Source organism: Litorilituus sediminis, assembly GCF_004295665.1.
GTDB lineage: Bacteria > Pseudomonadota > Gammaproteobacteria > Enterobacterales > Alteromonadaceae > Colwellia > Colwellia sediminis.
Genome location: NZ_CP034759.1, coordinates 2,709,474 through 2,736,424 on the forward strand (window position 1 = coordinate 2,709,474; position 26,951 = coordinate 2,736,424).

Below are 26,951 nucleotides of genomic sequence, written 5' to 3' on the forward strand. Positions count from 1 at the left end.
TAGATCACCCTATTAAAATTGATAATCAAAGGTTACGCCAAATACTAATGGCTCAGATAATTGCGTGTACTGTTTTGCAGTATAGCCATCGCGTGGGTCATTAGGGAAATAAAAGCCTCTGTTGGCGTAATCTTCATCGGTTAGGTTACGGCCCCAAAGTTTTACTTGCCAGTTATCTTGTAAGTAAGCCACTGAAGCATTCAGTAATGCGACAGATTCAGAGGTTAAATCGTCTTTGCTAATTCTGTCACCGTAATAGTAACGGGTATCTGAGAAGTAGAATTCATCTTTACCATCAACCGAGATATTAAATAACCAATATTCAGTTGGCTGGTAGTTAATACCAATATTAAATTGATAAGCAGGTGCGTGTGATTGCTCTTCGTTGTTTAAAGAGTTGCCTTTGGCATCAACATAGTCATTAAACTCTGACTCAAGTAAACCTAATGCGCCATAAACATCAACTGAGTCACTCACTTGCCAGCTAGCATCAATTTCCAGACCATAGTTTTTACCGGTTGCGGCATTACCTAAAAACTCAATAAATTCAGTGCTGCCGTCTTCGCGGACGATAGTTTGTGAGCTTTTCACCTGCATATCGGTTCTGTCCATATAGAACACGGCGGTACGAATTTGCGCGTTATTATCAAGTAAAGAAACTTTATAACCCAGCTCATAGTTGGTTAAGTATTCTGGTGCAAAACTGCGAAATTGATCGGCTAAGCGGCCATCGGTGTTGTTACCACCGGCTTTATAACCTCGGTTAATAGAGCCGTACCATAAGCTGTCTTTTGATGCTTGGTAAGATAAAACAATTTTACCGCCCACCATGGTATCGTCAGCTTCTTCGTTAAAGCTGTCTGAGTTTTTATAATCCGCTTGTCTATTTTCCACCCGTAGACCTGTGGTTAAGGTTAACTGTTTTGACAAGCGGCTATCAAGCTGGCCATAAGCTGCGATAGTAGTACTGGAATTGTTAGAATTAAAATCACCATCATTGTAGGTGTATTGCCTTAATAAATCTTCGTCATCTTGTTTAAAGTAAAGGCCAGCAACCCAGTTAGTAGTGCCGTTGAATAACTCACTACCCGCTTTTGATAGCGCTCTTAACTCAATGGTTTGTGTGCTTTTATCACGATAGTAATGATCGGTTGATGAGTAACCATCGAACTCAGCTAAACAGCCAGTTGCTGTGATACAAGGATCAGGCTGATATTCAGGCTCATCTGAGCGCCACTCGTACTCGCCAAACGCCCAATCTTCATCATAACCATAGGCGAGTTCAGAGTCGGCAGCACTTAAGATAGAAATCAATGAAAAGTTATCAAACCCTTCATAGGTGAACCTTGCAGCTAAGGCCATGGTTTCTTGGTTATCGAAACCTGGATTGTCTGAATAGGTATCGCGATTATTATCTAACGAGAAAGTGTCGTAACCATTGTTAAAATCAAAATAGAAGCCGGTTAAGTCGATTGTTAAGTCATCACTTGCTTCAATGGCGAGTTTACCGCGAATATTTAATTCATCGCGATTGTTGGTGTCATCACGATCTAGATGAATATTATTAATGTAGCCATCACTTACGTGTTTATTCATGGCTAAGCGATAGTTTACTGTATCGGCTGCTGGGCCAGATAAGGCGACACCTAAGCCGTAGCTATCATAGTTACCCATATCTACCTTGATAGCGCCTTCAAAGTCTTCGGTTGGCGCATTCGTTTGCACATTTATCATGCCAGCTAAGGCGTTAGCACCAAAGCGTGTACCTTGTGGGCCACGAAAGATTTCTGCTTGGCTGACATCAAATAATGTTGCAATAGAGCCTATGCCAGTAAAATCAACGTCATCGATAATCATACCGACAGAAGGGTTGATCGGCTCTTTAAACTGGCTGCGTTCACCTATACCACGAATTTGAAAATATCTTGCTCGCTGTGAGCCACTAGCAAAGTTAACATTCGGGCTGACCGCGATTAACTCTTCTAAATGCTGTGCGTTACGTTGCTCAATATCAGCAGTAGTTAATACTGACATAGATGAAGGAATAGTTTGTAAGCTTTGCTGGCGAAAGTCGCTGCTCACGGTAATGACTTCGATGTCATCTTGGGAATCGGTAGCAGAAAGTACAGGTAAAGAGATAAAGCCAGCTGTTATTGCTAGGCAAATGGCTGATTTGCAAAATGTCATAAGGTTCTCATCAAAATAAAAGTGCGAGCTTGAGCGCAAAGGGATGTATCACCTAGACTAAAATGACTAATCAGCAACCATCCCTATGCCAAAAAACTTAATATAATCAGAGTTTTTCGCTCAGGTTCAAAGGGTATGTATCTCAGCATCCGGTCATCATAAAGTGGTCTTAATGACGGTGCACCCCTTGGTTGCGCGCTAGTTTAACAAATAATTTAGTAAGAATCTTTTTATTGTCTAGTTGCTTAGGTATATTGGAGCTTAGTGGTTATTTTTTATATTACTTTCTAGTGAGTTACTATGTTTCCAAATTGGCAATTGGTGTTATTGAGTTTGGCCTATATCGGCTTACTATTCTTAATTGCTTTTTTAGGAGATAAATACCGCCATCAATTGGCAAAGAAAAGCCAAAGTATGATTTATGCCTTAACCTTAGGTGTTTATTGTACTTCATGGAGCTTTTTAGGGACGACCGGGCAAGCGTCGAGTAATTTTCTCTCCCATATTCCGATTTATTTAGGGCCAATTTTACTGTTTTTGTTTGCTTGGCCTTTTATTCAGCGCATTATTCGCGTCAGTTTAAAATTAAATTTAACCTCAATTGCGGATTTATTGGCGGCGCGTTTTGGTAAGTCGCATAATTTAGCCATTATTGTCACGCTAGTAGCATTAGTGGGCACTATGCCGTATATCGCTTTGCAGCTCAAAGCTATGGTGTATTCATTTCAACAATTACAGGTAGATCACAGTTTAAATAGTTGGCATATAGGCCTAGTGGTTAGCTTAGTGCTGGCAGGTTTTACCGTTGTTTTTGGTATTCGCAATATTGATGTTACTGAGCGCCACCCAGGTGTGATGTTGGCGATTGCTTTTGAGTCTGTGGTTAAGCTATTTGCCTTTTTAGCTGTCGGTTTATTTGTCTGTTTTGTCTTGTTTGATTCACCAATGGATATTTGGCAACAAGCCAATGCCAGCGAATTGTTAGAGCAGCAGTTAACCATAGATAAACTCGCGGCCATGTTAGCCATGCTAGTGATAGTGATGGCGGCTTTTTTATCCTTACCACGTCAATTTCAAGTCATGGTGGTGGAGTTAAAAGATCAACGTGATACTTGGTTAAGTCGCCGAGTATTTCCACTTTACTTACTGGTATTTGCATTTTTTGCTGCGCCGTTAGGTTTAGCTGGGCACTTGTTATTAGCCGACAGTGTCCCCTCTGATGCGTATGTTCTGTTCTTACCCAGTGTTGGTGAGCAAACTTGGTTAACTCTATTTGCCTTTTTAGGGGCGGTTTCTGCGGCCAGCTCTATGGTGATCATCTCTGCGATTGCCTTAAGTACCATGCTCAGTAATGAAATTGTTTTTCCATTGCTTTATCGCAGACAAAAAGTGGCGCAAACAGACTATGATAATTTCCGTCAACGCTTGCTTAATATTCGAAAATTATTAGCTTTGATGGTTATTTTGCTCGGTTATAGCGTTTTTGTTATGGCTTCGCCCGATACCCTGTCTTCAATGGGTGAGGTCGCCTTTGGCGCTTTTGCTCAGTTAACGCCGGCTTTAATTGCTGCCTTTTATTGGCGACGCGCTAGCCTAATGGGGGTTTATGCCGGTATTTTGGTCGGCTTTATTTTATGGCTTAGCTTAAACTTTTTACCGCAATTTGGTTTATTTGCTTCGCCGTTTGCCGAAGGTTTCTTACCTGTTAAAACCACGGCAACCTTATTTAGTTTAGCGGCGAATATTATTGTTATGTGGGCGCTATCACAAATTAGTCGCCAAAGCGTGCAAGAGCGAGTACAGGCCTCATTATTCTTAGAATGGCAATCGCCAACCCTGTCTAAAGCACAAAAGAAACGGCAAATTGATGTTGAAGAGCTAGAACTACTAGCGTCACGTTTTGTTGGTATTGATAAGGCTAAATCGAGCTTTAGCTTGTTTTTATCGTCGCATAATAAGAAAGAGTTAGGTAATGCCGGCTACAATCAGTTATTACTGCAACATACTGAAAACACCTTAGCGACAGTCATGGGGGCATCTTCAGCTCGCTTGGTATTATCTTCTGCCCTTGAAGGCAGAGATATCGCCCTTGATGAGCTGGCGGTGCTGGTGGAAGAGGCGTCTAGCCAACGTCAGCAGTTTTCGCAAAACTTACTGCAAAGTGCGATAGAAAATGCCAGTGAGGGGATTTCCATTGTGGATGAAAACCTAAAATTGGTTGCTTGGAATAAAAAATATTTAGACTTATTCGAATACCCCAAAGAGCTGATTTATGTTGGCAGCCCCATCGAAGCGTTAATTCGTCATAATGTTGAGCGTGGTTTATGTGGCACTGGCGATATTGATGAGCAAGTACATAAACGTCTTGAATACTTACGCAAAGGTAGCCCGCATAATTCAGAAAGACAGCAAGCCAATGGCTTAACTATACGTATTGAAGGTAACCCGCTACCAGACGGTGGTTTCGTTATGCTGTTCTCTGATATTACCGCTTATCGACAAGCGGAGCAGGTGTTAAAAGAAGCTAACTTAGATCTTGAAACGCGAGTTTATGAGCGCACGTTAACCTTAGCGAAAACCAATGAAGCCTTAGCGAGAGCGCATGAAAAAGCAGAACAAGCACACTTAAAGAAAAGCCAATATTTAAAGGCCTGTAGCCATGATTTAATGCAGCCGTTAGAAGCGGCGCGATTGTTTACTTCAGCACTGACAGAGCAAGGTAGCTTAACGGATAATCAACAAAGGCAAGTGGATAATATTGATCGCTCGTTAAAAGCGGCTAATGATTTATTGGCCGATTTGGCGGAAATAGCGCGTTTAGAAAGTGGCAATATTAAAGCGAATAAGCAGCCATTTGCCTTAAATGAGTTATTTGATGATTTAGCACAAGAATTTGCTGCCTTAGCTGAAGAGCAGCAAGTAGAGTTTCGCTTGGTGGCCACTAAGGTTTGGGTGAACTCTGACAGACATTTATTGCGTCGCATTATTCAAAACTTAGTGGGTAATGCCTTTCGTTATGCCAGCCCAGGTAAGGTATTACTGGGCGCACGTGTGTTTGATAATCAGGTGATTATTCAGGTGCTAGATAATGGCCCGGGTATTCCAACAGAAAAACAAGAGATGGTTTTTGAACAATTTACCCAGTTAGACTCTGCCAATAGTCAATCAGGACAAGGTTTAGGTTTGGGCTTGAATATTACGCAAAGTTTGGCGCAATTATTAGGGCACAGCTTAAGCTTAAAATCGAAAGCAACTCAGGGCTGTAAGTTTTCTGTTTATGTTGAGCAGGCGTTACCTGTAAATGAGGTACTGCCGGCGACTAATCCTGCCTTTAATGTTGCCTTGAAGGATATTACCGTGCTTTGTATAGATAATGATCCTGATGTACTCAGTGGTATGGTGGAGTTACTTTCTGCTTGGCAATGTAATATTTTAGCGGCTGATTCTCGCGATAGCGCGCTGGCAGAGTTTGCCAACCATAAAAATGATATTGATATTTTACTGGTGGATTATCAATTGGGCTATCAAGCAGGTGAGCCGCCCGGTACACAAGCTGATGGTTTAACCCTGATCAAAGATTTACGTAGCCAATGTCATCATAGTTTGCCAGCGATTTTAATTACCGCAACCACAGAAGCTGGCATAGAGGAAAAAGCGAAAAGCTATGATGTTGGTTATATGCGCAAGTTAGTTAAGCCAGCAGCGCTGCGTGCCATGATGAGCGCTATGCTGGCGAAAAAACTACAAGCAGATTATGTTGGTTATAGTTAATTTAAATAATTATTTCACTTGGTATTAGTGTTTTGCTCACGAGAAAAGAGTTGCCAGTAATTGCCTTGCTGCTTAACTAGCTCTTGGTGATTACCTTGCTCTATCAGGCGACCTTTTTTTAGCACTAGAATATTATCGGCATCTGCTATGGTAGATAGCCTATGGGCGATAATCAGCATAGTTTTATTTTTAGCTAAGCGCTTAAATGCCTGTTGTACTACTTGCTCTGATTTATTATCTAGCGCTGAAGTTGCTTCATCTAGAATGATAATATTGGCATCACGCAAAAATGCTCTGGCAATGGCGATACGCTGTTTTTGTCCTCCTGATAGTAAGCGACCATTCTCACCAACTTGCGAGTCTAACCCTAAAGGCAAGTTGTCACTAAACTCGAGCACATTGGCGGCTTTTGCTGCCTGAATTAATTCGTCATTACTGATATTTCGATGACAGCCAAAGCGGATATTATTGGCAATGCTATCGTCAATTAAGACGATATTTTGCGAGACAAAAGCAACTTGTGCTCGCAGTGATGATAAGCTGAACTCTTCTATGGCGATATTATTAATAAAGATACTTTGCTTAGGTGCTTGGTAGAGCCTTAATAACAAGTGCGACAAGGTGGTTTTACCGCTACCAGACTCGCCAACAATCGCAGTAGTTGTGCCTGCGCTTAATTTAGCAGACAGCTTAGTGATAGCTTGCTTTGTTTCCTTGGGATAACTAAAGCTTAGTGAGCGAAAGCTAATGCTAAAATGCTGGCCTGTTAATTCCTTGCTGCCCTGATCTATTTCCTCTTGTTCATCAAGTAAATTAAATAAGCTGTTGGCGGCAGCTAGGCCTTTTTGTAGATGCTGATTAACATTGCTTAATTGTTTAAGGGGTTTAAGCAGTGAGCCCATTGAGATAAGTACTAAAGTAAAGGTTCCCGGTGTTAGCTCAGTTAGCACTTGTTCAAAGCTTGCGAGTAGTAATACCGCAGCAATGGCCAATGAGGCAATCAGCTGAATAATGGGGTTACTTTGTGCTGCTGTGGCAATCAGCTTCATTGCTTGTTGGCGGCTGTGGTGGTTAGTTTGCGAAAATTGCTGGCTAACTTGTGCGGCGGTGTTAAGTAATAGAATATCTTGCTGGTTTAAAATGGCTTGTTCGCTGGTTTTAGTTACCTCACCCATACGAGTTTGTAAGTTGGCGCTGATCTTTTTAAAGCGTTTGGCTACTCTGCTGATAATTACCGCGATAATCGGGCCAACGAGTAAAAAAATAGCGGTAAGTTGCCAGCTGTTATAAAGCATCATGGCAAGTAAAACGATAATGATGACCGATTCGCGAATGATAACGACAACCGCTTTGGAAATCGCTTGAGAAATTTGCTCAGTATCATAAATGAGTTTGGCGATAAGTTGTCCGCGGTTATAGCGATCAAAAAACTGCATAGGTAAGCAGAGTAATTTCTCGAACGCTTGCTGGCGTATGGTATAGGTAATGCGACTACTCATATAGCCTATGGTGTAGTTAGCGGCAAAGCTGGCAAGGCCGCGCAATAAGAAGATGGCAATAACTAAAGCTGCACCCAGTTGTAAGGTATGGCTATTTGCCTTGGCGAGCCCTTCGTCTATCAAAGGTTTTACAAAGTAGATCATGCCAGCATCAATTAAGCTAAATAAGCACAGAGCAATAAAGGCGATCAGTATCAGCTTTTTATGATTTTGGTAGTAAGTGAATAATCTTGCTAACAGTTGCCGATTATTAATTTGATGAGTATTCATAACTTTAGCGCCAGCGTTTATATGACCAATACCATTGTTCTGGGTATTGTTTAATGATGTCTTCAAAGCGCTGATGAATTATTTGCATTAATTGCTCTGGCGTTTTCGCTTCCCTGTTATTTGGGTGTGGTGCGTCAAATTGATAAATGGTTTCAAAGAAGACTTTTATGCGAGTGTCTTCTTGATATACGGCGTAGCCTAATAATAACGGCTTTTTGCTGATGGCAGAAAGCAGAGCGACGCCAGCTGGTGCTTTGGTTGTTTGCCCAAAGAAATCAACGCTTACTTCATTAGCCCATAAATCACTGTGTAGAGAGATATAAGCATTATTGCGGGCACTTTTTAGCAGCTCACTAAAAGCGGATGAGGAGTTTTTATCTATGGCGATAATATTACCCTTTTGATAGTGGCTTTCACCTTGCTCAATAAAACTGGGAATATCTGTGAGGGTAACAGATTGATTGGCAAGTTTTTGTACTGCTACAGGTACGGCATCGTAACAGCCAAGGTGCATAGTGGCGATACAAGCGCCTTGACCTGACTGTAAAATACGTAGCGTAGCTTCATCACAAAAAATTTCCGGCTCCAATTGTTCTAACCAGAATGACTCCATGACTCCGAATGCACAGTTAGCGTATGCTTTTTCTGCTAATGCACTAACTTGTGCTATTGATAGTTCAGGTAAAGCATTGGCAATATTTTTAATCGCTCTGTTACGTGTTTTTTTCGCGCATCGGAAAATCGTTTTACCTAACGCGCGAATTAATGTGGCGCGAGTTGTTCTGCGTCTGCTTTTGATAAACGTTAAGATCATATCAATCACCTTGGTTTGCAGTTTGCTTCGCCAAGTTTGCTCATTAACCGTGGCAGGTGCGCTGGTTTTCATAATGCTGTTCTACCCAATGAATAAAATGGTTAATTTGTGAGAGGTTATCTGCTGCGGCTTGTTCAAATGGCAGCTCAATATTATATTTTTGCTCTAGCTCGATAATGAGCATCATAAAATCAAAAGATTTGATATTGTTTAATAGCTTGTCTGTGACATTGACGTTGGCACTGTTGCTTTTACTTTGAATAAACTCAAGTACGGTTTGATATACAGGCATGGTAGTCTTCCTTAGTTAATGTAGCGCTGTTGTTTAGTTCTAGCGACAATGCTTTGATATCGACTTTGCCATTGATATTTCTTGGCAATTTTTCAGTTAATATGAAGCTATCTGGTAGCATGTAATGTGGTAATCTGGTTTGGCAAAATTGCTTTAACTGCTCGGTATCAAGCGCTTTGCTGGCTTCAATAAAGGCGATAATTTGCTGTTGCTGCGTTTGCGGATCATTCAGGGCTTTTACCGTGCACCAAGTAATTACATCAGCAAAGCTTAGGATGGCGCTTTCAATTTCACCGGCTTCAACTCGATAACCATTTATGGAAAACTGAAAATCGCTACGGCCATGAAAAACCAGTTCATTGTTGTCGTTGAGGTAGACAATGTCTCCCGTGCGGTAGTAGCGAATATTATCTTCTAGATAAACAAAAGCTTGTGCAGTTTTTGCTGTGTCTTGCCAGTAGCCATCAACCACTTGATCGCCAGCAATATAAAGTTCGGCTAAGGTATGCTTTTCATTGACTAGTTTATCGTCTTTAAGCAATCGTGTTATTAAGCCAGGTAGCGGCTTACCAATAGGCACAGAAGCACTGCTGGGCATTAGCGCAGCGGCTGAAAAATCATAATAGCTAGCGGTAATGGTGCACTCAGTTGGCCCGTATAAATTAATGACTTTGCTATTGGGCGCACATGCTTGCCACTTTGCTGCTTGTGCTGTTAACAGTTTCTCGCCACCAAAACAGCTAAGTCGTAAGCTGGGCAACTCATTTGGGGTTAATTTTCCTAACTTATCGATAAAGGATAAAACTGAGGCGACCGCAGAAAAAACCGTGATTTCGTTATGCTTGATAAACTGATTTGGGTACATAGTGTACTGTTTAGGTAGCACATATAAGGCCGCGCCTTTTTGCCAACAGCTGAACATATCGTGTACTGATAAGTCGAAATTAAGGGCGAAAAACTGACTGACTCTATCATAGGGTTTAATGTCCAGTATTTCGTCGAGACGCTTTAGATGACAAATAAGATTTTTTTTGCTGACGGCAATACCTTTTGGCGTACCTGTACTACCTGAAGTAAACATAATATAGGCATAACGGTTGTCTTTGTTGCTCTGTAAGCTCTGCTGTTTTCGAGGGCTTAGCTTTTTTTCGCTATCTAGGGTGATGATAGTGTGCAGGCTTAACTTGCTTAGCCAGTTTGGCTTATCTGCCCCTAAGTAGATAACTGTTAGCTTGTTTTGCTGTTGTTGTAGCAGTTCATCAATATCTTCACCTTCGGCCACCAGTAAAACTTGACAGTTTAACTGCGCTAAAATGCTATTAGTTCTATTAACAGGCTGCTCGTTGCTTAAAGGCACATAGCTAGCTTTAGTGGCTAAAATTGCCAATATGCCAGCATACATGTGCCACTGCTTGCCACCGTAAATGGCAATAGGTGCTTGCGCTGGATTGTAATCGTTTATTTGGCTCGCCCAATTAAGGCTAAGCTGTAAGAGGGTTTGATAGGTAAATTGCTTTTGTTCAACACATAGCGCAATGTTATCTGGCCATTGATTAGCAGCTTTAGCAAAAACAGTTTGAAAAATATTCATGTAAATATGTCCCGTTAATTTCTAGGGACAAATTTAGCGAACAGCTAGGTTCAATTCAGTAATACAATTGTTAGTAAGCTAGCCGGCTTTGTTAGAAACTGTAAGCTAGGTTGAAGAGAAATGTAATGGTCTAATTGGGCTTATTTCTGTTGTGAGTCGAAACCGGTTTCTTGTAGATCTAACTGACCAATGGCAATCACAGCTTGCGTTCTATTACGTACGTTTAGTTTGCGAAAAATGGCGGTAGCATGTGCTTTTATTGTTGCTTCTGAAACGTTTAAATCATAAGCAATTTGTTTATTGAGCATACCTTGAGCGAACATCATTAAAATTCTATATTGCTGCTGAGTTAAACTGGCAACACGTTCAGCGATGTCACTGTCGGCATCATTAACTTGTGCTTGTTGAAAGGATGCTGGTAACCAAACATCACCTGAGAGTATGGTGATAATGGCATTGTAGATGTCAACAACCGGCGTTGATTTTGGAATAAAGCCAGCCGCGCCATAGCCCATAGCTTTGCTAATGGTGTCGTGATCTTCGTGAGCAGAAACAATAACAACAGGGATTTGTGGAAAGTGGTTACGTACATGAATTAAGGTGTTAAAGCCATGTGCGCCAGGAATATTAAGATCAAGCAAGAGTAGATCGCTATCATTGTTTTCATCCAACAATTGTTCAAGCTCAGCGATAGTTTGCGCTTCTAGCCAATTGGTGTAGCTTAACTTGGCTTTTAATGTACCTAACAGTGCTTGCCTAAATAAAGGATGATCGTCAGCTATTATTATTTTTTCGGGCTGAATCATTACGTACTTCCTTAATAAACCTCACTCCATTCTAACGGAAAAATAACGAATAACAATCCCCATTAAAAAAATAGCAGAATCAGTACCTTTAAGGGATTAGCTAAGCAAGATAATTAGTTAGTCAAGGTAATAATTTCTATTGATAGTGGTTATTTTTTTCGTAAATACTGGATGGTACCTGTAATGGAAACGACAACAAAGGCTAGCGAAGCCAGCAGCAATAGCAATAAGTAAAAATTGCCGATGTAATGTTGAAAAATGCGCAGATTATGCAACTCAAAAAAGAAGTTCCACAAAGCCATTTCAGCGCTGTCATTGATACTTTTTGGCATAGCGGGGAATTGCTTGTGTTGAGCAAATAACTTACCACGAAAATAATCAAAGACAATGACGTCATCGCCACTTTGATGCACTGCCATGGGCATTAAGCCATTGCTTTGTTCGGCTAAGGTCACTTCGCTATAACTGTTATCACTCGCTTGCCATGAAAATAAACCACTAAACGAACCTATAAGCAGGTTGCCGTTGTTTTGTGGTTGAAAAAGTGTTGCGCCCATACCATGTATTGGCGCAGAAAACTCAATAGGGTTAAAGGTTTGCTCGGGTTTGGCTTTACCTGAAAAAACACCATCATCGGTGAGCAATATCAATTGCTCATTAACAAAGGCGGCCTTGGTAATTTTGTAGGGAATGTTAGTGTTACCATGGCTTGAATAAACGGCCACAGGTGAAGCACTTGAGGCTATTAGAATGAGGCCGGGTGGTCTCATTACCATGGCTGTTGCGCCACTGATAAGTAATAATGGCATCAGTGCTAGACCCCAGCTATTGTGGTTCTTGGCTAACCAGCGAAATAGTCGGCCACCCTTAATTTTGCTTTTTCTCGACAGTAGTTTGCGCCTAACTAGCTTGGGAAATAACCAGTAGTACAAGCCACTTAAACTAAAGTAAATTACAGCAAGCGCGACTAAATCCATTAATAAAATGCCAAATATGCCCCAAATTTCACCGCTATGCATGGCGAAGATAAAGCGAAATAATGGCACTTCTTGCTGGCTGTCGGCTAACTTGATATTCAGATGGCTGATGCTATCTTGATTGCCATGGCTGAGTTGAAAAAGTTGATGATTAGCGACAGCGATAATGTGGTGATTACTGGCATCTTGTCCGATTGAGACAATGCGCTGGCCTTGTGTGCTTGGGTAATAATGCCAAGCGCTGTTAGCAATGTTGTAGCGAAATAAGCCGTCTCTGCTACCGACAAAAAGCTGCTCGGTTGCTTTATCAAAATACAGGCTATAAATAAAATTGTGCCAAGGTTTGTTTGCCAGTGGGTTTTCTATCGCGTGATAACGATTGTTGGTGAGCTTGGCTAAGCCATTCTTACCGGCAACATAGAGCTCGTTATCACTTATTTGCGCCACGGTTTGGATAGCGCCGCGATTCCAGTTTTTGAAATGGTAATTACTTGGTAGGCTTTTAACTGGCACAGATAAGGATTCAATAATGCTTGGGTGGTTAAGCCCGATACCACTGATAGTAAATAACAGTAGTAATGGTATTAGCACTAAGCCTAATATTTTGTGTAACTTACCAGAGAGTTTTGATTTTTTCACAGTTGATAATTCAGATGGCTTGCCCAGCAAGCTTAAGCTCAATAAGCTAACTGGGCAGTTAAAGGACCTTGGCTCAGGGCGTGTTTATCTTTGTTTAATAATTCAGCTGAGAGATAAAACCCCTTTAATTAAGGCAAAAGTTGCGTAGTTTAGCCAGCTAAATCAGCAGCTTTTAACGCAAAGTAAAGGGGTTTTAGCCTCAGCCCTAATACCTTAAAAGAAAAAGGGGCAATGGCTATTTTTAACATTAGCGGCATTAGTATTTACTTATTTGAAACAACCAAACTGCGTTCATACTGCTTTGCTACTGATAAAAATAGCTCATTGCTGAAAATATCAACAAAGGTCAACATGCCCTAAAACTCAATAGAGAATTTAGCCTGTATGCTGCGTCCTGCAGCAAGTAATGATTCAGAAGCCGGTGTATAAGCTTTGTCGGTTAAATTATTACCTTCAAGACTTAGTAGCATCATGTCGTTTTTACCAAAACGTGTGCCTATGGCTAAGTTAACCGTGCCCCAGCCTGCATAATGGCTGATATCACCAGTATCACTTTCTTGCTCTTGCGCGTCACTCGCGGCGCGTACATAAGCATCAAACCAGTAGTTGCCGAGTAGATTGTGTTCACCAAAGAATTTAAAGCCAGCGCGACCATATAAGCTAGGTAAACCAGTTTTATCTGTAGTGAAGTCAGCCATTGTGGTTTCGCGATCAGACCAAGTGGCACTGGCGTAAATGTTAAATTGTGAAAAGTCTAAGGCAGCATCGAGCTCAATACCTTTGCTAGTAGCCTTGTCGGCATTAACATAAATATCATCCCTTGCTGGAGTTACGCAGTTATATTGAGTTTCGCTACAGGCAATGGTTGTTAGATATTCATCGGCATCAGTGTAAAATGCTGTGGTATCTAAAACGAAATTGTTATTGCGAAAGCGATAACCTAGTTCGTAGTTAATTGATTTCTCAGCTTCTAATTCAGCATTAGGGTTAATGTAGGTGCCGGCAGCGGTAGCGCCCATAGCTGTTTGTAAAAGTGTCGGATAACCATAGCCTTGAGATACTACAGCGCGTATGTTTTGATCTTTACTAATTGAGAAGTTGGTCGCAATAGAGCCTACTAGTTCACTGTCATCACTTGTACCGGCATGCAAACCTCGTGTTGAGCTTACAAGCTCACTTTCAACCCAGTAGTGACGTGCGCCTAAGGTAACTAGCCAGTCTTTAGTGATATCCCACTCATCTTGCAAGTAAAGTGCTTGCGTTGTTAGTGATGCTTCTTCTACATGCGTTATGTCAGTATCACTTAATACTATGGTTGGCATAGGTGCTGGCATAGGCTTAGACATAAGGGTATGATTATTGGTGTTTTTAATGACGTCATCTTTGATGTACTGTAAGCCAGCAATTAGATAGTGGCTTTTACCTAGCGTAAAATCAAATTGACCATTAAAGCCAGTGGTTTCTAAATCTTCATTGATTTGTGTATCAACCACCATGTCAATCATGCCGCCAGAGCGTGCAGGAATAGCCATTTCCATATGTTGTACAAATTCACGATCTACCGTTTGTGTATAAGCATCTAATTGGATTTTACTTAAAGTAGAGGAAATATTTTCCACGCGATAAAAGCCGCCAACTTTTTCTCTATCACGCTTTGGCATATCTAACATGAAGCCAGGCATACCGGTAGCAATTTCAGAATTCATATTATATTGGTCATAACTTAAGCCAACAGTATGATTGCCTAAGTTATAAGCGCCGTAGGCCATGATACTGTCATTAGCAAACTTGGTTTCATCTAGCTCTCCCTCTGCCGTTTCGCGGTTGTCGTGATCGTTATCAGACCAAGATAAGCGATAATCAAAATCACCTAGCGCACCGTATGCAGAGGCACTATATTGAGTCCCTTGTGTTGCCGAGTCATAACCTGCGCTTAAGTTGGCTTGAATTGGCTCATCGCCGCCTTTTTTAGTGATAAAGTTAACCACACCGCCAAGCGCTTTTTGACCATATAACACTGAGCCAGTACCGCGTATAACTTCTATGCGCTCTACCATGGCAGGGTCGAGTAACAAAGGGGCGCCATAGGTAGAGTGGTCAGTCAATTCTTGACCATCAATTAAAATAGCAACACGTCTTGATGACTCACCGCGAATGCGGATCCGTTTCATACCTGCTGTTGCAGCATCTGAAATTTCTATACCAGGTACGTCGCGCAGTAAATCCGATAAACTTGATACGGCACTTTTTTCTATTTCTTCACTGGTGATCACAGAAGATGATAGTGGGCTATCCATTAATCGTCGCTCGGTACGTGTTGCTGTAATGGTAATGGTTTCAAGATCAAGTGTTTGGTCAACAGATGGCGCTTCAGGGGTATCAGCTAATACTGTATTAGATAATGTTGTGCAAACGGCGAGGGCAATAAGAGTTGGGTAGCTAGGTATATTCACAGGGAATTCCTCTATACAAAATTTAAATACGAATAATTATCATTTGTTAAAAATTGTACAGAAAAGTTATCTTAATAAATACATTTGTTGCGAATAATTCTTATTTGCATGTTCTAGATCAAGGTTTGTGGAAATTGAGCTCGCACAGTTAAAGCATCTCTTAACTAGAGGTAGCCATGGGCACCTGCTACACCGCCAAAGACAGCAAGTAAGCTCAGCGCCAGTAATAACCTATGCATATTGAGAATTTTGCTAAAGGTCTTTTGTGGGTTAGCTTGTGCTTGTTGCATAAACCAGCGGTGTAAAAATAGCGGCTCTAAAACAAATAACACTAAGGTAAAGATAAACCATACTAAGGTCATTAAGTGTAACCACCAAAAGCTCGCATCTAGATAACGTTGCCAAGCGTTAAGAAACTCCAACATAACATACCCTGAAATACCCGCTGCTAATGTGGTCACTTTTGCCTGCCATGAAAACTTATGTTCAAGTCGTTCAAATAGGGCAATCTTCTCTTCATCTGAGTTGAGTGCTTGAATAGCGGGTAATAACACTGTGGTAATAAAGGCGACACCGCCAATCCATAGGACAATAGCAAGTACATGAATTGCGCGAGCTAAGGTAAATAATTCAAAATCTATCATGGCTGTGCTGTCTGTTTGCTTATATTATGTCTACCAGTGTAAGCCGTTTTGATTAGCTTTTATTTGTTTATCATCATACTTTATCGTCAATGTTGTGCAGGTGGTTAAGACATCAGTATAAATTATGGTAAGCTAGTCGCTATGGATGTTTGCTGTTGAAAAGGTAGCTTGAATGAAAACTTGGCTTAAAGGTTACCTTTTGCTAGAAAAGGATATTGGTAGTAGTTCTTATCGAAAAGAGGTAACGGGCAATTTTGTTATCTTATTTTCATTTTTCTTATTAATTACCTTAACCATAAGTAATTTCTTTTTTAGTAGCTTACCTATTTTCTACACAAATTTAGGCTTACTTGCCGCGCTGTTTCTGACCTTTTTTCTGTTTAAAAGTAATAAAAAGCATATTGTTCACGCTATAGCCGTTGTTATGTGTTTGGGCATTTTCCTGATTGTGTATATTAATCAGGGACAAGGTTATACGCCCATTTGGTCATTTCTCTTTATCTATTTAATTATGTCTTTGTACGGTCATAAGAAAGGTTTAGCGATTTCAGGGATATTTTTGCTGACCTTACTGGCTGTATTAGCGAAGTGGTTAGGAGAGGGTATTAGCTCGCTAGAGTATGTTCGCTTTGCTTTTGTTTCACTCTTTACTTTATTTTTTGCTTACTTAGCTGAGCTGTTGATAGCGAGAACCTTTAAAAAGTTGCATGCCACGCAATTAAAACTAGAAAAAATGACTAAGACAGATGCCTTAACAGGGCTACATAATCGTCGCCACTTTAATGAAACCTTAGTTGAAAAAATCAATAGTGCTAAGCGCAGCAAAGAGTTATTGGCATTGGCAATTATCGATATAGATCATTTTAAAATGCACAATGATAAATTTGGTCACCCAGCAGGCGATGCCGCTTTAGTTGCTTTAGCTAAGCTACTGCAAGAGACCATGAAGCGCTCTGATGATGTGTTATTTCGACTCGGTGGTGAAGAGTTTGCTTTATTATATAAGCCAAAAGATGATGTTAGCGCCATTGCCTTGCTAGAGAAGATTAGGCATGCGGTTGAGCAATTAGATATCAGCCAAGGGGTTGTGGAGCGAATTACCATATCAGCGGGACTGTCATTAATTAAGCCGCACTATAACACCTCATTTGAACAGGTATATAAAGCAACCGATGATCTGCTTTACCAGGCCAAGGAGTTAGGACGAAACCGAGTGGTGGTTTCGCCCTAATATGCTTTTAAGCAATTAATTAAGCTTTAGCATTAAACATCAGAATTACAGTAGTTTGGTTAGCTTTACTCAAATTATATTGACAAATGTCAAAAAGATGAAATATAAATGTAATAATTATGTAAAAAACAATTAAACGAAAGGACTCATATGTTAAATTCAAAGTTACTACTTCTAATTTTATCCGCACTTTTATTCATTCTTTATACGTCAAGCTGTTTTGCAATAGAACGCATATCCGTTCATGGGTAACGCATGTCAGTTAGCTATGCTGTTTCTGCTATCGGAATTACTTCGGGAAACTGGAGCGATTGGGATGAGCAAGATGACGATATTATGGAAGAGATTTACGAGCAAGATGCGCGCAACTTATGGATAAGCAACCTAAAGATTGCCAAGGGACTATTGATTTATCTCCGAATGGTTGTTCTTCTGGAGGAGCAGGTGGTATGTGGGATAGTGTTTTTATTAGTGCCTGTAATGGACATGATTTGTGCTATACGACAGTCAATTCGGATAAGGGAGCCTGTGATTTAAATTTTCAAGTTGATATGCAGGCAATCTGTTTATCTGATTATTCACACCCAACAGACCAAACAGTGTGCATGAACTTTGCTAATGAGTATTATAGTATGGTCGATCTCGTACCAGCTTCATTATTTTACGAACCTGCTCAAGCTGATGTAAAGTGCGTAATTTGGCAGGAGTTGGAAGCTAAAGTATGTTAATACGTAATGCAGTAAGTTTTATAATTTCTATTTTTTTATATTTATCTATACATATTAACGCTTCTGCAAGCGAGTGCCTAAATTACGTTGGGACAGATTTTTTTTCACCTTATAGTAAAATTCTTGGCAACTATAGAAATATTCGAAGCTCTAGCCCACATATAGAGGATCTTGTGTCTATTGTTGAGATAAGGAAGCTTGTTAAAATTCATGGCATAGAAAAGTATCTTGAAGGAGCTTTAGCTGGTTCATATCCAATGCATTTTAGTATGATGGGAGAACAAATGAATGCTCTCGATTTTGCTTTATTAAATAATATTAAGCCAGAAATTACGGATCGATTAATAGCTTCAGGTCTTAGAGAGTCATTAAAGTATTGGGAGTTACGGTTTAAATCTAATCCACAGTCTATATCCGTATTTGATATGTATCTATCATCAGGAAGGGACGTAAATCAAATTGGTATTTCGTACGATAGCAAGAGTTTGAATATTGGTAACTTTGCAGTTGCTAAAAACAACAAGCGCTTATTAAATAAATTTTTAAGTAATGGTGGAGAGCTATATTTGGGCGATTTGATAAACATATTGGACTTGAGTATTGAATCTCGCTTAATGTTCTCTGATATGATTGATTTTGAAGAATATATAAAGAAATATGTAGAACAACAGAATGATATAGTGAAATTCAATCAAAAGCCCATTAACAATCCAGAGTACATCTATTTTAGATCATGTCAAAACTTCAATGATTGGACACTTGAACAAGGAGAAGTAGCAGATGTTATAAAGCAAGCTAAAGATTCTTGTCCATCCAAAGATTTACTTAAGTGCATACAGAATATTAATCCAATAGTGGCTGAGGTTTATATGCGCCGGGCACTCACTAAAGAATTATCGAAATTTAAAGTTAATTATTTAGAAAAGGCGAATGACTACTACTTATTAGATGATAATCAATTAGGGTATGTGAAAAAAGGAGGTTATTTAGCTTATGAAAAATTGCTCATTGATAAGGAACTGCATCGTTATATAAAAAAAGATATCAACCATATAAAGTTATACCGCTTAGATGTAATTGCTTCAATTATTACGGGAAATGCAATTTTAACCAATTATTTGATTGAAACAATTCCGTCTATCAAGAATGACTTATATTTAGGGAAAAACCTTGCTTATTATGTAACTTTATACGGAAATAACAAAGAGTATTTAGATTGGTTTTATAGTACCTATGGAAACATAAATCAATCATATGGAATAAGCTACTATACCTATAATTTAATTAATAGTGTTTCAGATCCTTCTGCTTATGAACGCATTCAATTATATAGAAAAATGAAATATCAGGAGAATATGTTTGATAGGTTATTTCAAAAATCGACTTTAATAAAATAGGTACTTTTAGTGAACCCTTTTATTTTTAAATGGATTAATAGATATAACAGTAGTATTGCTACCGCTATCTGGATAATTATTATTATCTATGTATTTGCAATTACGGACAGTTTTAGTGGGTTCTTTTTTGTATGCGGGCTATTTTCCTTTCCTCATGCGATAAGTCATTTTCTTATATTAAAACTAAGAAAGAATAAAGCACAAGTGATGCTGTTGATTAGCCAAGTATCGTACGTAGTCTGGCTTGGTTATAAATATATTGATGTAGTGAAATTAAATAATGATCCTCAAGGAGCTATCCCGTTATATTTTTCATCAATTTATTATTTAATCATACTGATACCTCTTTGCTTTGTTGTTTATGTTATAGATAAAAAGTCTGATAATTAAGTAACATATTGATTTGCTTTTATTAAAATATTTGCTCATCAAATACTTTATCAGGCGAAGGAGTTAGGACGAAACCGAGTGGTGGTTTCGCCCTAATATGCTTTTAAGTAATTAATTAAGCTTTAGTTGGTGCGTTTGCTAATACCGCAATCAGTAATTGCCAGTATTGCTCAACGGTGGCAATTTCAATTTTCTCATCAGGTGAGTGCGGGAATTTGATTGTTGGACCAATAGAAACCATGTCTAATTCAGGGTAGGCGGTTTTAAATAAACCACACTCTAAACCGGCATGAATAACCATCACGGCTGGTACTTTATCGAATAATTGCTGATAAGTATCACGTACCGTTTTCATTATGGCTGAATTGGTATCTGGTTTCCAGCCTGGGTAAGCACCTGAGAATTTAATCTCAGCGCCAGCTAACTCAAATACCGACTGAACTGTGCGTTGAGTTTCTAAGCGACCGTCATCATGTAAGCTTCTAATAAGTACTAAAGCATTTAGTTTCTTACCTCGGGTGTTAATAACACCTAAGTTTAATGAGGTTTCTACTACACCTTCAATATCGTCACTCATACGGATAACACCGTTTGGACAAGCGTTTAGCGCACGAAGAATTGCTGCTTGGCAGGCTTTCGTCCAACATTGCTCGAAATCTTCAGGTGAGATTAATAACATATCAATATCTGGCTCAACCGAGCCAAGGTTGGCTTTTATTGTTGCTAAATACTGTGCTAAAGCCTCTTTTAATGCGGCTACATTGGCTTTTGGTACAACAAAACTGGCGTTTGCTTCACGTGGAATAGCGTTGCGTAAGCTGCCGCCATTTAGTTCAGTTAAGCTAATGTCAAACTCGTTGCTTGCATCTAATAAGAAACGCACAAGTAATTTGTTGGCATTGGCACGGCCAGTGTGGATATCAACGCCTGAGTGTCCACCTTTTAAACCTGAAATAGATAAGTTAAATGCTTGGTAGTCACTTGGTACATCAGTAAAGCTTAATTCAAAGCCTGCTTGGCCATCAATACCGCCAGCACAGCCCATGTACACTTCACCTTCTTGCTCAGAGTCAGTGTTGATTAAGATCTCACCATCTAACCAGCCTGCTTCTAAACCAAACGCGCCAGACATACCTGCTTCTTCGTCTATGGTCACTAGAACTTCTAAAGGACCGTGTGGGATATCGTCACTGGCTAAAACAGCAAGTGCTGATGCTAAACCGACGCCATTATCTGCCCCTAAGGTCGTGCCTTCAGCGGTTACCCAGTCACCACTTTCGATGATATAAGGTTTGATCGGATCGGTAAGGAAGTCATGTTCGGTATCATTGTTTTTTTGCGGCACCATATCCATATGTGCTTGTAAAATAATACCTTTGCGATCTTCCATGCCGGCGGTAGCTGGCTTTTTGATAAATAAGTTACCTACAGCATCTTCTTTAATGCTCAGACCTAATTCTTTTGCCCACTCTTGGATCCATAACGAGATTTGTTGCTCGTGTTTTGAAGGGTGTGGAATGCTACAAATTTTTTCAAATAATTGCCAAAGACTGGCAGGTTTTAACTGTGACAGTGTGCTCATCTGGTTTCCTCGAACGGTGCGTAATTCGATAGCTAGCTTATCGAATTGCAGCCTCAAATGGGAATTGAGGCTGATAAAAGTGTCGTCAATAATTGTATAGTTATGTTTACTGGTTTTTTATAGCGTATTGCTATTTACTCGCCATTAAGAATTGCCATTGCTCATTAAAATCGCTACTTGGCATTTTTTCAAAGCCAGAACGTACATATTGGCTTATTTTACCTTCAGCAAAGGCAACTAATAGGTTAGCTAATGCTTGCTCGCTAATAGTAAAGGTTTTACCCTCACGTAGTTTGCGCTCACGCAATACTTGCTTAAATTGTGATTCTAGTTTTTCAAAAAACTGATGTACGCGACCTCGTAGGCGTTCATTTTCACCCATTAAAGCATCACCAGATAGAATACGGCAAATGCCTGGGTTGCGCTCTGAAAACACTAGCAGTACATGTAAAATATGATGGCAACGCACTAAGGTTTCTTTATGATCGGCAAGAATTAGGTTAATTCTTGAGAAGATTGACTCTTCAATAAAGTCTATTAAGCCCTCAAACATGCGAGCTTTTGACGGAAAATGACGATATAAAGCGGCTTCAGAAACACCTACTTCTGCTGCTAGCTTTGCTGTGGTAATACGCTCACCTGGGCTAGTTTGCAACATCAAAGCTAAGCATTCTAATATTTGTTGTTTGCGATTTGGTTTAGCTGTTTTCTTTGGATTAGCGCTCATTTTAAATAGATTCTCTATCGGGTTGTCTGATTTAAATAAATAGTAAGTACTAGCTGTTAACTTTGTGCTTCTGTTGGTAATGTTGATTAATTAATGCCACTAATTGTTTGGCCACTTGTTGCTTGTTAGCGAGTGGGATTTCAGTTTTGTCTATGCTACTAAATACGGTTAAGGCATTGTCATTACTGTTAAAGCCTTGGTTTTCTTTAGCGACATCATTGGCGGCAATTAAATCGAGATTTTTTCGCATTAACTTACCACGGGCATAGTGTTCAACATCTTGAGTTTCAGCGGCAAAGCCGACAACAAAAGGCTTATCTTTAAGTTGTGCTACATCAGCGACAATATCGTGATTTTTAACTAAAGCCAGTTGCATGGCATCATTGGTTTTTTTAATTTTTTCAGAGGCAATATTAGCCACTTTGTAGTCTGCTACTGCTGCACAGGCAACAAAGGTGGTGCAATCAGTCGCTTGTGCCAGTGCTGCTTGGTGCATTTCATCAGCACTGGTCACTTGAATAAGTTGACAACCTATTGGCGCCTCAAGGGCAACAGGACCTGAAATTAACGTGACTTTAGCGCCAGCGCTAAGTGCTGCGCGAGCGATGGCATAACCCATTTTTCCTGAACTGTGATTAGAGATATAGCGCACCGGATCGATAGGCTCGCGTGTTGGACCGGCGGTAATTACCCAGTGTTGATTTTCGAGGTATTTGTCGGCAAAAAAGTCGCTAGTGAGGTTGACCAATTCTTCAACTTCAAGCATTCGCCCTAAGCCTATATCGCCACAAGCCTGTTCGCCAGCGCCTGGTCCCCAAATGTGCATTCCCCACGCTGTTAAAGCTGCAATATTTTCTTGGGTAGCTTTAGCGTGCCACATTTGCTGGTTCATTGCTGGCGCTATGGCGATAGGGGCGCTTGTTGCTAAACAAAGCGTTGTTAATAAATCATTCGCCATGCCTGCTCTGATGCGAGCAATGACATCCGCAGTTGCTGGGGCAATCAGTACTAAATCAGCCCATTTCGCTAATTCAATATGGCCCATGGCAAGTTCAGCTTGGGTATCCAATAAACTGTCAGAGACTTGATGCCCCGATACAGCTTGCAAGGTGAGCGGGGTAATAAAGGCTTTAGCGCCATCGGTCATAACAACGCGAACATCGGCACCTTGATCTTTTAATCGACGGACTAATTCTGGTGTTTTATAGGCAGCAATACCACCAGTAATACCAAGTACTATCTTTTTGTCCTGAAGAATTTGCATAAGCTGCTAATCTTAAAATAACAATATGGTCGTTAAGATAACATTTATTGTCTTTATTGAAAAATACCAACCAAGAAAAACTTATTTAAACGCAAGGAAGCGCTTATGTTAGATGACTCAGTTAAATCAACACTTATGCTTAAAGACTGGCCTGCTGATGACAGACCGAGAGAAAAGCTCTTGCAACAAGGGCCACAAGCACTAACAGATGCTGAACTACTCGCTATTTTTCTCAGAACTGGTGTGCGCGGTTGTCATGTTGTTGATTTAGCAAGACAGCTACTGCAAAGTTTCGGCAGCATTGGCGCAATATTTCAATCAGAGCACGATGATTTTTGTGCTAGAAATGGCTTAGGTACGGCTAAGTATGTACAGCTGCAAGCCTGTTTAGAAATGTCTAAACGTTGTTTGGCAGAACAATTACAACAACAGACAGTATTAACCTCATCTCATGCCACGCGGGAGTATTTGCTTGCGCAACTTCGCTTTGAAACGCGAGAAATTTTTTGCTTACTTTATTTAGATAATCAACATCAAGTCATTAAATTTGAACGTTTATTTTTTGGCACTATTGATGCAGCCGCGGTTTACCCTCGGGTTGTCATAGAGCAGGCATTAAAATATCAGGCGGGCGCTGTCATTCTTGCTCATAATCACCCCTCAGGTGTAGCGCAGGCCAGCATTGCTGATAAACAAATTACTGACAAGTTAGTTCAGGCATTGCAACTGATTGATATACGAGTATTAGATCATATTATTGTTGCTGGGCATCAATGCTATTCTTTTGCTGAACATGGTGAAATTATCGCGACTAATTAGTTGATTAATTTAAAAATGGCAGTTACTTTTAAGTACTAGGTAGGGTATTTAATGAACAAAGGAAAAGCTGATGAATGAAAATGGTGGAGATGAGTTGGAACGCCGTAAGTCATTTCGATTGGACATGGAAAAAGAGCTAATTGATATTACTTGGACTGACGAAAGTGGCCGAGAACAGCGTAAAAAAATTGCCTGTTTAGACTTTGCTCGTGGCGGGCTACGTTTAGATTGTGACGTTGCCATTGCTTTAAATACTGAAGTAACCGTTGTCTTTAAGTCGGCCAGTACTAATAGTCAAAAGCTATATGGCAAGGTTTTACGATGCATTAAACAAGATAGCGGCTGGTTTGAAATTGCAATTAAATTAGAAGCAACAAATTAAAATAATGTTTAGTTTGCTTGTATAAGCAAGGTTATAGCCTTAATAAAAAAATTAACTGGAATTGAACTACAATTAGCTTAGACAAGCTTTAAATTTCAGCAGTAAGGAAGAAAGGATATGATGATATTAGTGGGTGGTGAAAAAGGCGGCAGTGGTAAAAGCTGTCTGGCACAGAATTTGGCCGTGTATTTTGCCAGCAATAAAAAAGCAATTGTATTAATGGTTGACTGTGATCCTCAGCGCACTACTTCTGACTGGATTCAAGCGCGTAATGCTGATCCCTCTTTACCTGCTATTAACTGTATTCAGTTATACGGTAAAATTCGCAATGATTTACTCAGTTTAGGCCAGCATTATGATTATGTCATAGTAGATTGTGGTGGTCAGGATAACTTAGCCTTACGTGCTGCTATGTCGGTTGCTGATCACGTTATTATTCCTCTTAGACCAAAACGCCGAGATTTGAAAACAGTACCGCATATGGAAGATATGCTGAGTACTTGTAAAATGGTTAACCCTAAGATGATGGCATCTTTTGTCATTACTCAATGCCCTTCATTGCCTAACCAAGCAAATCGTATTTTAGAAGCAAAAGAAGTATGTAGCTCCTATGGTATTAATGTGCTTAATGCGGTGACTTATAATCGTAATGTTTATGATGACAGTGAAGAACAAGGTTCATCCGTTATTGAGAATGAGCCAACAGGTAAAGCGGCAGCTGAAATGATTGCTATTGCAGAAGAGCTATTAGCAATGGAACCGGATAATTCACATGAGTTTAACTGATTTAAAGAAAACCAAGGATGGCAAGGCGAAGAAGAAGAATTTCACCATAGATGAGTTTATCTCAGATGCTGAAAACTACGCTAAAGGTAAACCAAAAATCGTCACCACAGTGGCGGGAGCAGAATCAGAACAAAAACTAAATTTACAAGAAGCGATTGCTGAAGCGAAGCGCTTTATTGAGCTCAAAGAAGCTGAGCATAAGCAAGTAGAGCAGTCTCGTAAAAGAACCAAAGGTAAGTCTAAGAGTGATAAACCATTTCGACGAGCGACATTTACCTTAAGTGAAGATGCTATCAACCAATTACATGAATTATCAGCAGAATCAGATTTAGCAAAATCTCATATATTGCGAATTTTAATTGATGAGCTTTGTAATAAAGAGCAAACTGAGCAACTGAAGAAATTACTACAGTCGAAAGTCGATTAAAAACGACTTTTTTGCTGGCTTTTTATTCATGAAGTAGCCATTTATTAGCCTAAAACTCACCTAAATGGTGAGTTTTTTATTATGTGTATTGTGGTAAGTTATTGAAATTGTTTGCCATTACATGTCTTTATACAAATTTTACATTAAGGCTAGTATTAATTGATTACTTTCACTATAATATGCCACCTTTTTCAGGATCCCGAGGCGACGGTCTTGGGGAAATATAGCTCGAGCTGAAATTAATTTTGGAGTGACTCAAATGTCTAAAGTTTGCCAAGTAACCGGCAAGAAGCCAGTCGTAGGGAACAACCGTTCTCACGCAAGAAACGCGACACGTCGTCGTTTCTTACCAAACCTTCAATCTCACCGTTTTTGGGTTGAGAGCGAAAATCGTTTCGTTAAATTACGTTTAACTCCGAAAGGAATGCGTATTATCGATAAGAAAGGTATTGATGCAGTATTAGCTGACATTCGTGCCCGTGGCGAAAAAGTTTAAGTACTTACTAGGAGAATATCATGCGTGATAAAATTCGTTTAGTTTCTAGTGCAGGTACAGGTCATTTTTATACTACTGATAAGAATAAAAAGACTATGCCAGAGAAAATGGAAATCAAAAAATTTGATCCAAAAGCTCGTAAGCACGTAATGTATAAAGAAGCAAAAATTAAGTAATTAATTTAGCTTTACTAAAAACCCGGTCTCTACCGGGTTTTTTATTGCCAAAATTTCAGTATCATGGCTGTATATCAGTTTATTGGAAAAGTAAGTGAAACTATCAAGAACAGGCTGGAACAACGTTATTATTTTTTCAGTGATGATTATCATTATTATCATCAACACCACCAATGATAAGTTGTTCTCAGACAGTGATAACCAAGCCAATGCCGGGCAACAATTACTATTGCCTGAGCACAGTGTTATTTTGGCGTTAGTGATTAAAACGGCAGATGATAAGCAGCTGCTATTTGAAAGAGTGGGGCGAAGTTGGCAGCATACAGGCAAAGGTGTGTTACTTAGCTTGACCGACCAACATGTAGAGCAGTTGATGTTTAGCTGGCAACAGGCTAGCGGTTTGGTTCAAGCAAGTGATGTGATTATAGATGAAAGTAAAGGAGTTTTAGTGCAAATAGATATTGCCGCCAATGAACAAAGGCAGCAATTTACTTTATACCCTTTAACCGACCAACTACTGATATATAAACATGCCAGTGATACTTGGCTTGCCTTTCCAGCAGCCATCGCTAAGCAGTTAATCCCTATTACTCAATTATAAGT

The 26,951-nt window shown here is 39.8% G+C and carries 23 protein-coding genes; 11 read left to right on the forward strand and 12 right to left on the reverse strand.

The genetic code is table 11. The features are described 5' to 3' along the window. Positions 1–12: 12 nt before the first annotated feature. Entirely contained in the window at positions 13–2,187 is a 2,175-nt protein-coding gene (locus EMK97_RS12050) for a TonB-dependent receptor (RefSeq protein ID WP_130602508.1), read from the reverse strand. Positions 2,188–2,487: 300 nt separating this feature from the next. Here EMK97_RS12050 and EMK97_RS12055 point away from each other — a divergent pair, with 300 nt between their 5' ends. After that, positions 2,488–5,958, forward strand: a complete 3,471-nt coding sequence (locus EMK97_RS12055; protein WP_130602510.1) for a hybrid sensor histidine kinase/response regulator — start codon at positions 2,488–2,490, stop codon at positions 5,956–5,958. Positions 5,959–5,972: 14 nt separating this feature from the next. Here the strand turns inward: EMK97_RS12055 and msbA are convergent, their stop codons facing one another. The 8 genes from msbA to EMK97_RS12095 all read right to left on the reverse strand — a co-directional run bounded on the left by msbA (position 5,973) and on the right by EMK97_RS12095 (position 15,943). Further along, positions 5,973–7,727, reverse strand: coding sequence for a lipid A export permease/ATP-binding protein MsbA (msbA, locus tag EMK97_RS12060; protein WP_130602512.1), 1,755 nt, complete (start codon positions 7,725–7,727; stop codon positions 5,973–5,975). A 4-nt stretch (positions 7,728–7,731) separates the two neighbouring features. Beyond that, positions 7,732–8,613: a lysophospholipid acyltransferase family protein gene (locus EMK97_RS12065; RefSeq protein WP_130602514.1), complete on the reverse strand. Its 882-nt coding sequence runs from the start codon at positions 8,611–8,613 to the stop codon at positions 7,732–7,734. Then, positions 8,585–8,833, reverse strand: a complete 249-nt coding sequence (locus tag EMK97_RS12070; protein WP_130602516.1) for an acyl carrier protein — start codon at positions 8,831–8,833, stop codon at positions 8,585–8,587. The genes EMK97_RS12065 and EMK97_RS12070 overlap by 29 nt, the downstream gene beginning before the upstream one ends. Further along, positions 8,808–10,424, reverse strand: a complete 1,617-nt coding sequence (locus tag EMK97_RS12075) for an AMP-binding protein (RefSeq protein ID WP_130602518.1) — start codon at positions 10,422–10,424, stop codon at positions 8,808–8,810. Before EMK97_RS12075 ends, EMK97_RS12070 begins: the two co-directional genes overlap by 26 nt. Before the next feature lie 140 nt (positions 10,425–10,564). Further along, positions 10,565–11,230 carry a response regulator transcription factor gene (locus EMK97_RS12080; protein WP_130602520.1) on the reverse strand — a complete coding sequence of 222 codons (666 nt, stop codon included), beginning with the start codon at positions 11,228–11,230 and terminating at the stop codon, positions 10,565–10,567. 149 nt (positions 11,231–11,379) lie between these two features. After that, positions 11,380–12,846, reverse strand: a complete 1,467-nt coding sequence (locus EMK97_RS12085; RefSeq protein WP_170176755.1) for a PepSY-associated TM helix domain-containing protein — start codon at positions 12,844–12,846, stop codon at positions 11,380–11,382. Positions 12,847–13,202: 356 nt separating this feature from the next. Further along, a complete protein-coding gene (locus EMK97_RS12090; RefSeq protein ID WP_130602524.1) occupies positions 13,203–15,299 on the reverse strand; it encodes a TonB-dependent receptor plug domain-containing protein in 2,097 nt (698 codons plus the stop codon). Positions 15,300–15,463: 164 nt separating this feature from the next. After that, positions 15,464–15,943 (reverse strand): hypothetical protein, encoded by a 480-nt coding sequence (locus EMK97_RS12095; protein WP_130602526.1) that lies wholly within the window; start codon positions 15,941–15,943, stop codon positions 15,464–15,466. 172 nt (positions 15,944–16,115) lie between these two features. Between EMK97_RS12095 and EMK97_RS12100 the strand changes: the two genes are divergently transcribed. From EMK97_RS12100 to EMK97_RS12110, 3 genes are all read left to right on the forward strand, one after another. Then, complete coding sequence (locus EMK97_RS12100; RefSeq protein WP_130602528.1) at positions 16,116–17,174, forward strand: GGDEF domain-containing protein; 1,059 nt, start codon at positions 16,116–16,118, stop codon at positions 17,172–17,174. Positions 17,175–17,545: 371 nt separating this feature from the next. Beyond that, entirely contained in the window at positions 17,546–17,902 is a 357-nt protein-coding gene (locus tag EMK97_RS12105) for a phospholipase A2 family protein (protein ID WP_130602530.1), read from the forward strand. Then, on the forward strand, positions 17,896–19,299 hold the full coding sequence (locus tag EMK97_RS12110; protein WP_130602532.1) for a hypothetical protein: 1,404 nt from the start codon (positions 17,896–17,898) through the stop codon (positions 19,297–19,299). The genes EMK97_RS12105 and EMK97_RS12110 overlap by 7 nt, the downstream gene beginning before the upstream one ends. Before the next feature lie 505 nt (positions 19,300–19,804). On the opposite strand, the gene EMK97_RS12115 is transcribed toward EMK97_RS12110, so the two are convergent. From EMK97_RS12115 to coaBC, 3 genes are all read right to left on the reverse strand, one after another. Then, complete coding sequence (locus EMK97_RS12115; protein WP_130602534.1) at positions 19,805–21,271, reverse strand: aminoacyl-histidine dipeptidase; 1,467 nt, start codon at positions 21,269–21,271, stop codon at positions 19,805–19,807. Positions 21,272–21,401: 130 nt separating this feature from the next. Then, positions 21,402–21,998, reverse strand: a complete 597-nt coding sequence (slmA, locus tag EMK97_RS12120; RefSeq protein ID WP_130602536.1) for a nucleoid occlusion factor SlmA — start codon at positions 21,996–21,998, stop codon at positions 21,402–21,404. Positions 21,999–22,047: 49 nt separating this feature from the next. Continuing rightward, positions 22,048–23,262, reverse strand: coding sequence for a bifunctional phosphopantothenoylcysteine decarboxylase/phosphopantothenate--cysteine ligase CoaBC (gene coaBC / locus EMK97_RS12125; RefSeq protein WP_130602538.1), 1,215 nt, complete (start codon positions 23,260–23,262; stop codon positions 22,048–22,050). A gap of 105 nt (positions 23,263–23,367) precedes the next feature. Here coaBC and radC point away from each other — a divergent pair, with 105 nt between their 5' ends. From radC to EMK97_RS12160, 7 genes are all read left to right on the forward strand, one after another. Further along, positions 23,368–24,081 (forward strand): RadC family protein, encoded by a 714-nt coding sequence (gene radC, locus EMK97_RS12130; RefSeq protein WP_130602540.1) that lies wholly within the window; start codon positions 23,368–23,370, stop codon positions 24,079–24,081. Positions 24,082–24,151: 70 nt separating this feature from the next. Further along, positions 24,152–24,463, forward strand: coding sequence for a PilZ domain-containing protein (locus tag EMK97_RS12135; protein WP_130602542.1), 312 nt, complete (start codon positions 24,152–24,154; stop codon positions 24,461–24,463). Positions 24,464–24,580: 117 nt separating this feature from the next. Further along, complete coding sequence (locus tag EMK97_RS12140; RefSeq protein ID WP_130602544.1) at positions 24,581–25,249, forward strand: AAA family ATPase; 669 nt, start codon at positions 24,581–24,583, stop codon at positions 25,247–25,249. Then, entirely contained in the window at positions 25,236–25,676 is a 441-nt protein-coding gene (locus tag EMK97_RS12145) for a hypothetical protein (RefSeq protein WP_130602546.1), read from the forward strand. The genes EMK97_RS12140 and EMK97_RS12145 overlap by 14 nt, the downstream gene beginning before the upstream one ends. A gap of 259 nt (positions 25,677–25,935) precedes the next feature. Further along, positions 25,936–26,172, forward strand: a complete 237-nt coding sequence (gene rpmB / locus EMK97_RS12150) for a 50S ribosomal protein L28 (RefSeq protein WP_084692866.1) — start codon at positions 25,936–25,938, stop codon at positions 26,170–26,172. A 20-nt stretch (positions 26,173–26,192) separates the two neighbouring features. Next, on the forward strand, positions 26,193–26,348 hold the full coding sequence (gene rpmG, locus EMK97_RS12155; protein ID WP_044834320.1) for a 50S ribosomal protein L33: 156 nt from the start codon (positions 26,193–26,195) through the stop codon (positions 26,346–26,348). 94 nt (positions 26,349–26,442) lie between these two features. Next, the gene (locus EMK97_RS12160) at positions 26,443–26,949 is read left to right on the forward strand and encodes a hypothetical protein (protein WP_246028776.1); all 507 of its coding nucleotides are present in this window, start codon (positions 26,443–26,445) and stop codon (positions 26,947–26,949) included. Positions 26,950–26,951 lie beyond the last annotated feature (2 nt).

What these genes read in the sequence shown, in the direction of transcription:
- EMK97_RS12070 (WP_130602516.1), bottom strand. Translation starts at nt 8,833, where the DNA reads ATGCCTGTATATCAAACCGTACTTGAGTTTATTCAAAGTAAAAGCAAC.
- EMK97_RS12095 (WP_130602526.1), bottom strand. Translation starts at nt 15,943, where the DNA reads ATGATAGATTTTGAATTATTTACCTTAGCTCGCGCAATTCATGTACTT.
- EMK97_RS12105 (WP_130602530.1), top strand. Translation starts at nt 17,546, where the DNA reads ATGGATAAGCAACCTAAAGATTGCCAAGGGACTATTGATTTATCTCCG.
- slmA (WP_130602536.1), bottom strand. Translation starts at nt 21,998, where the DNA reads ATGAGCGCTAATCCAAAGAAAACAGCTAAACCAAATCGCAAACAACAA.
- EMK97_RS12140 (WP_130602544.1), top strand. Translation starts at nt 24,581, where the DNA reads ATGATGATATTAGTGGGTGGTGAAAAAGGCGGCAGTGGTAAAAGCTGT.
- EMK97_RS12135 (WP_130602542.1), top strand. Translation starts at nt 24,152, where the DNA reads ATGAATGAAAATGGTGGAGATGAGTTGGAACGCCGTAAGTCATTTCGA.
- EMK97_RS12055 (WP_130602510.1), top strand. Translation starts at nt 2,488, where the DNA reads ATGTTTCCAAATTGGCAATTGGTGTTATTGAGTTTGGCCTATATCGGC.
- EMK97_RS12145 (WP_130602546.1), top strand. Translation starts at nt 25,236, where the DNA reads ATGAGTTTAACTGATTTAAAGAAAACCAAGGATGGCAAGGCGAAGAAG.
- EMK97_RS12050 (WP_130602508.1), bottom strand. Translation starts at nt 2,187, where the DNA reads ATGACATTTTGCAAATCAGCCATTTGCCTAGCAATAACAGCTGGCTTT.
- EMK97_RS12110 (WP_130602532.1), top strand. Translation starts at nt 17,896, where the DNA reads ATGTTAATACGTAATGCAGTAAGTTTTATAATTTCTATTTTTTTATAT.
- msbA (WP_130602512.1), bottom strand. Translation starts at nt 7,727, where the DNA reads ATGAATACTCATCAAATTAATAATCGGCAACTGTTAGCAAGATTATTC.
- radC (WP_130602540.1), top strand. Translation starts at nt 23,368, where the DNA reads ATGTTAGATGACTCAGTTAAATCAACACTTATGCTTAAAGACTGGCCT.
- EMK97_RS12115 (WP_130602534.1), bottom strand. Translation starts at nt 21,271, where the DNA reads ATGAGCACACTGTCACAGTTAAAACCTGCCAGTCTTTGGCAATTATTT.
- rpmB (WP_084692866.1), top strand. Translation starts at nt 25,936, where the DNA reads ATGTCTAAAGTTTGCCAAGTAACCGGCAAGAAGCCAGTCGTAGGGAAC.
- EMK97_RS12065 (WP_130602514.1), bottom strand. Translation starts at nt 8,613, where the DNA reads ATGAAAACCAGCGCACCTGCCACGGTTAATGAGCAAACTTGGCGAAGC.
- EMK97_RS12075 (WP_130602518.1), bottom strand. Translation starts at nt 10,424, where the DNA reads ATGAATATTTTTCAAACTGTTTTTGCTAAAGCTGCTAATCAATGGCCA.
- EMK97_RS12100 (WP_130602528.1), top strand. Translation starts at nt 16,116, where the DNA reads ATGAAAACTTGGCTTAAAGGTTACCTTTTGCTAGAAAAGGATATTGGT.
- rpmG (WP_044834320.1), top strand. Translation starts at nt 26,193, where the DNA reads ATGCGTGATAAAATTCGTTTAGTTTCTAGTGCAGGTACAGGTCATTTT.
- coaBC (WP_130602538.1), bottom strand. Translation starts at nt 23,262, where the DNA reads ATGCAAATTCTTCAGGACAAAAAGATAGTACTTGGTATTACTGGTGGT.
- EMK97_RS12080 (WP_130602520.1), bottom strand. Translation starts at nt 11,230, where the DNA reads ATGATTCAGCCCGAAAAAATAATAATAGCTGACGATCATCCTTTATTT.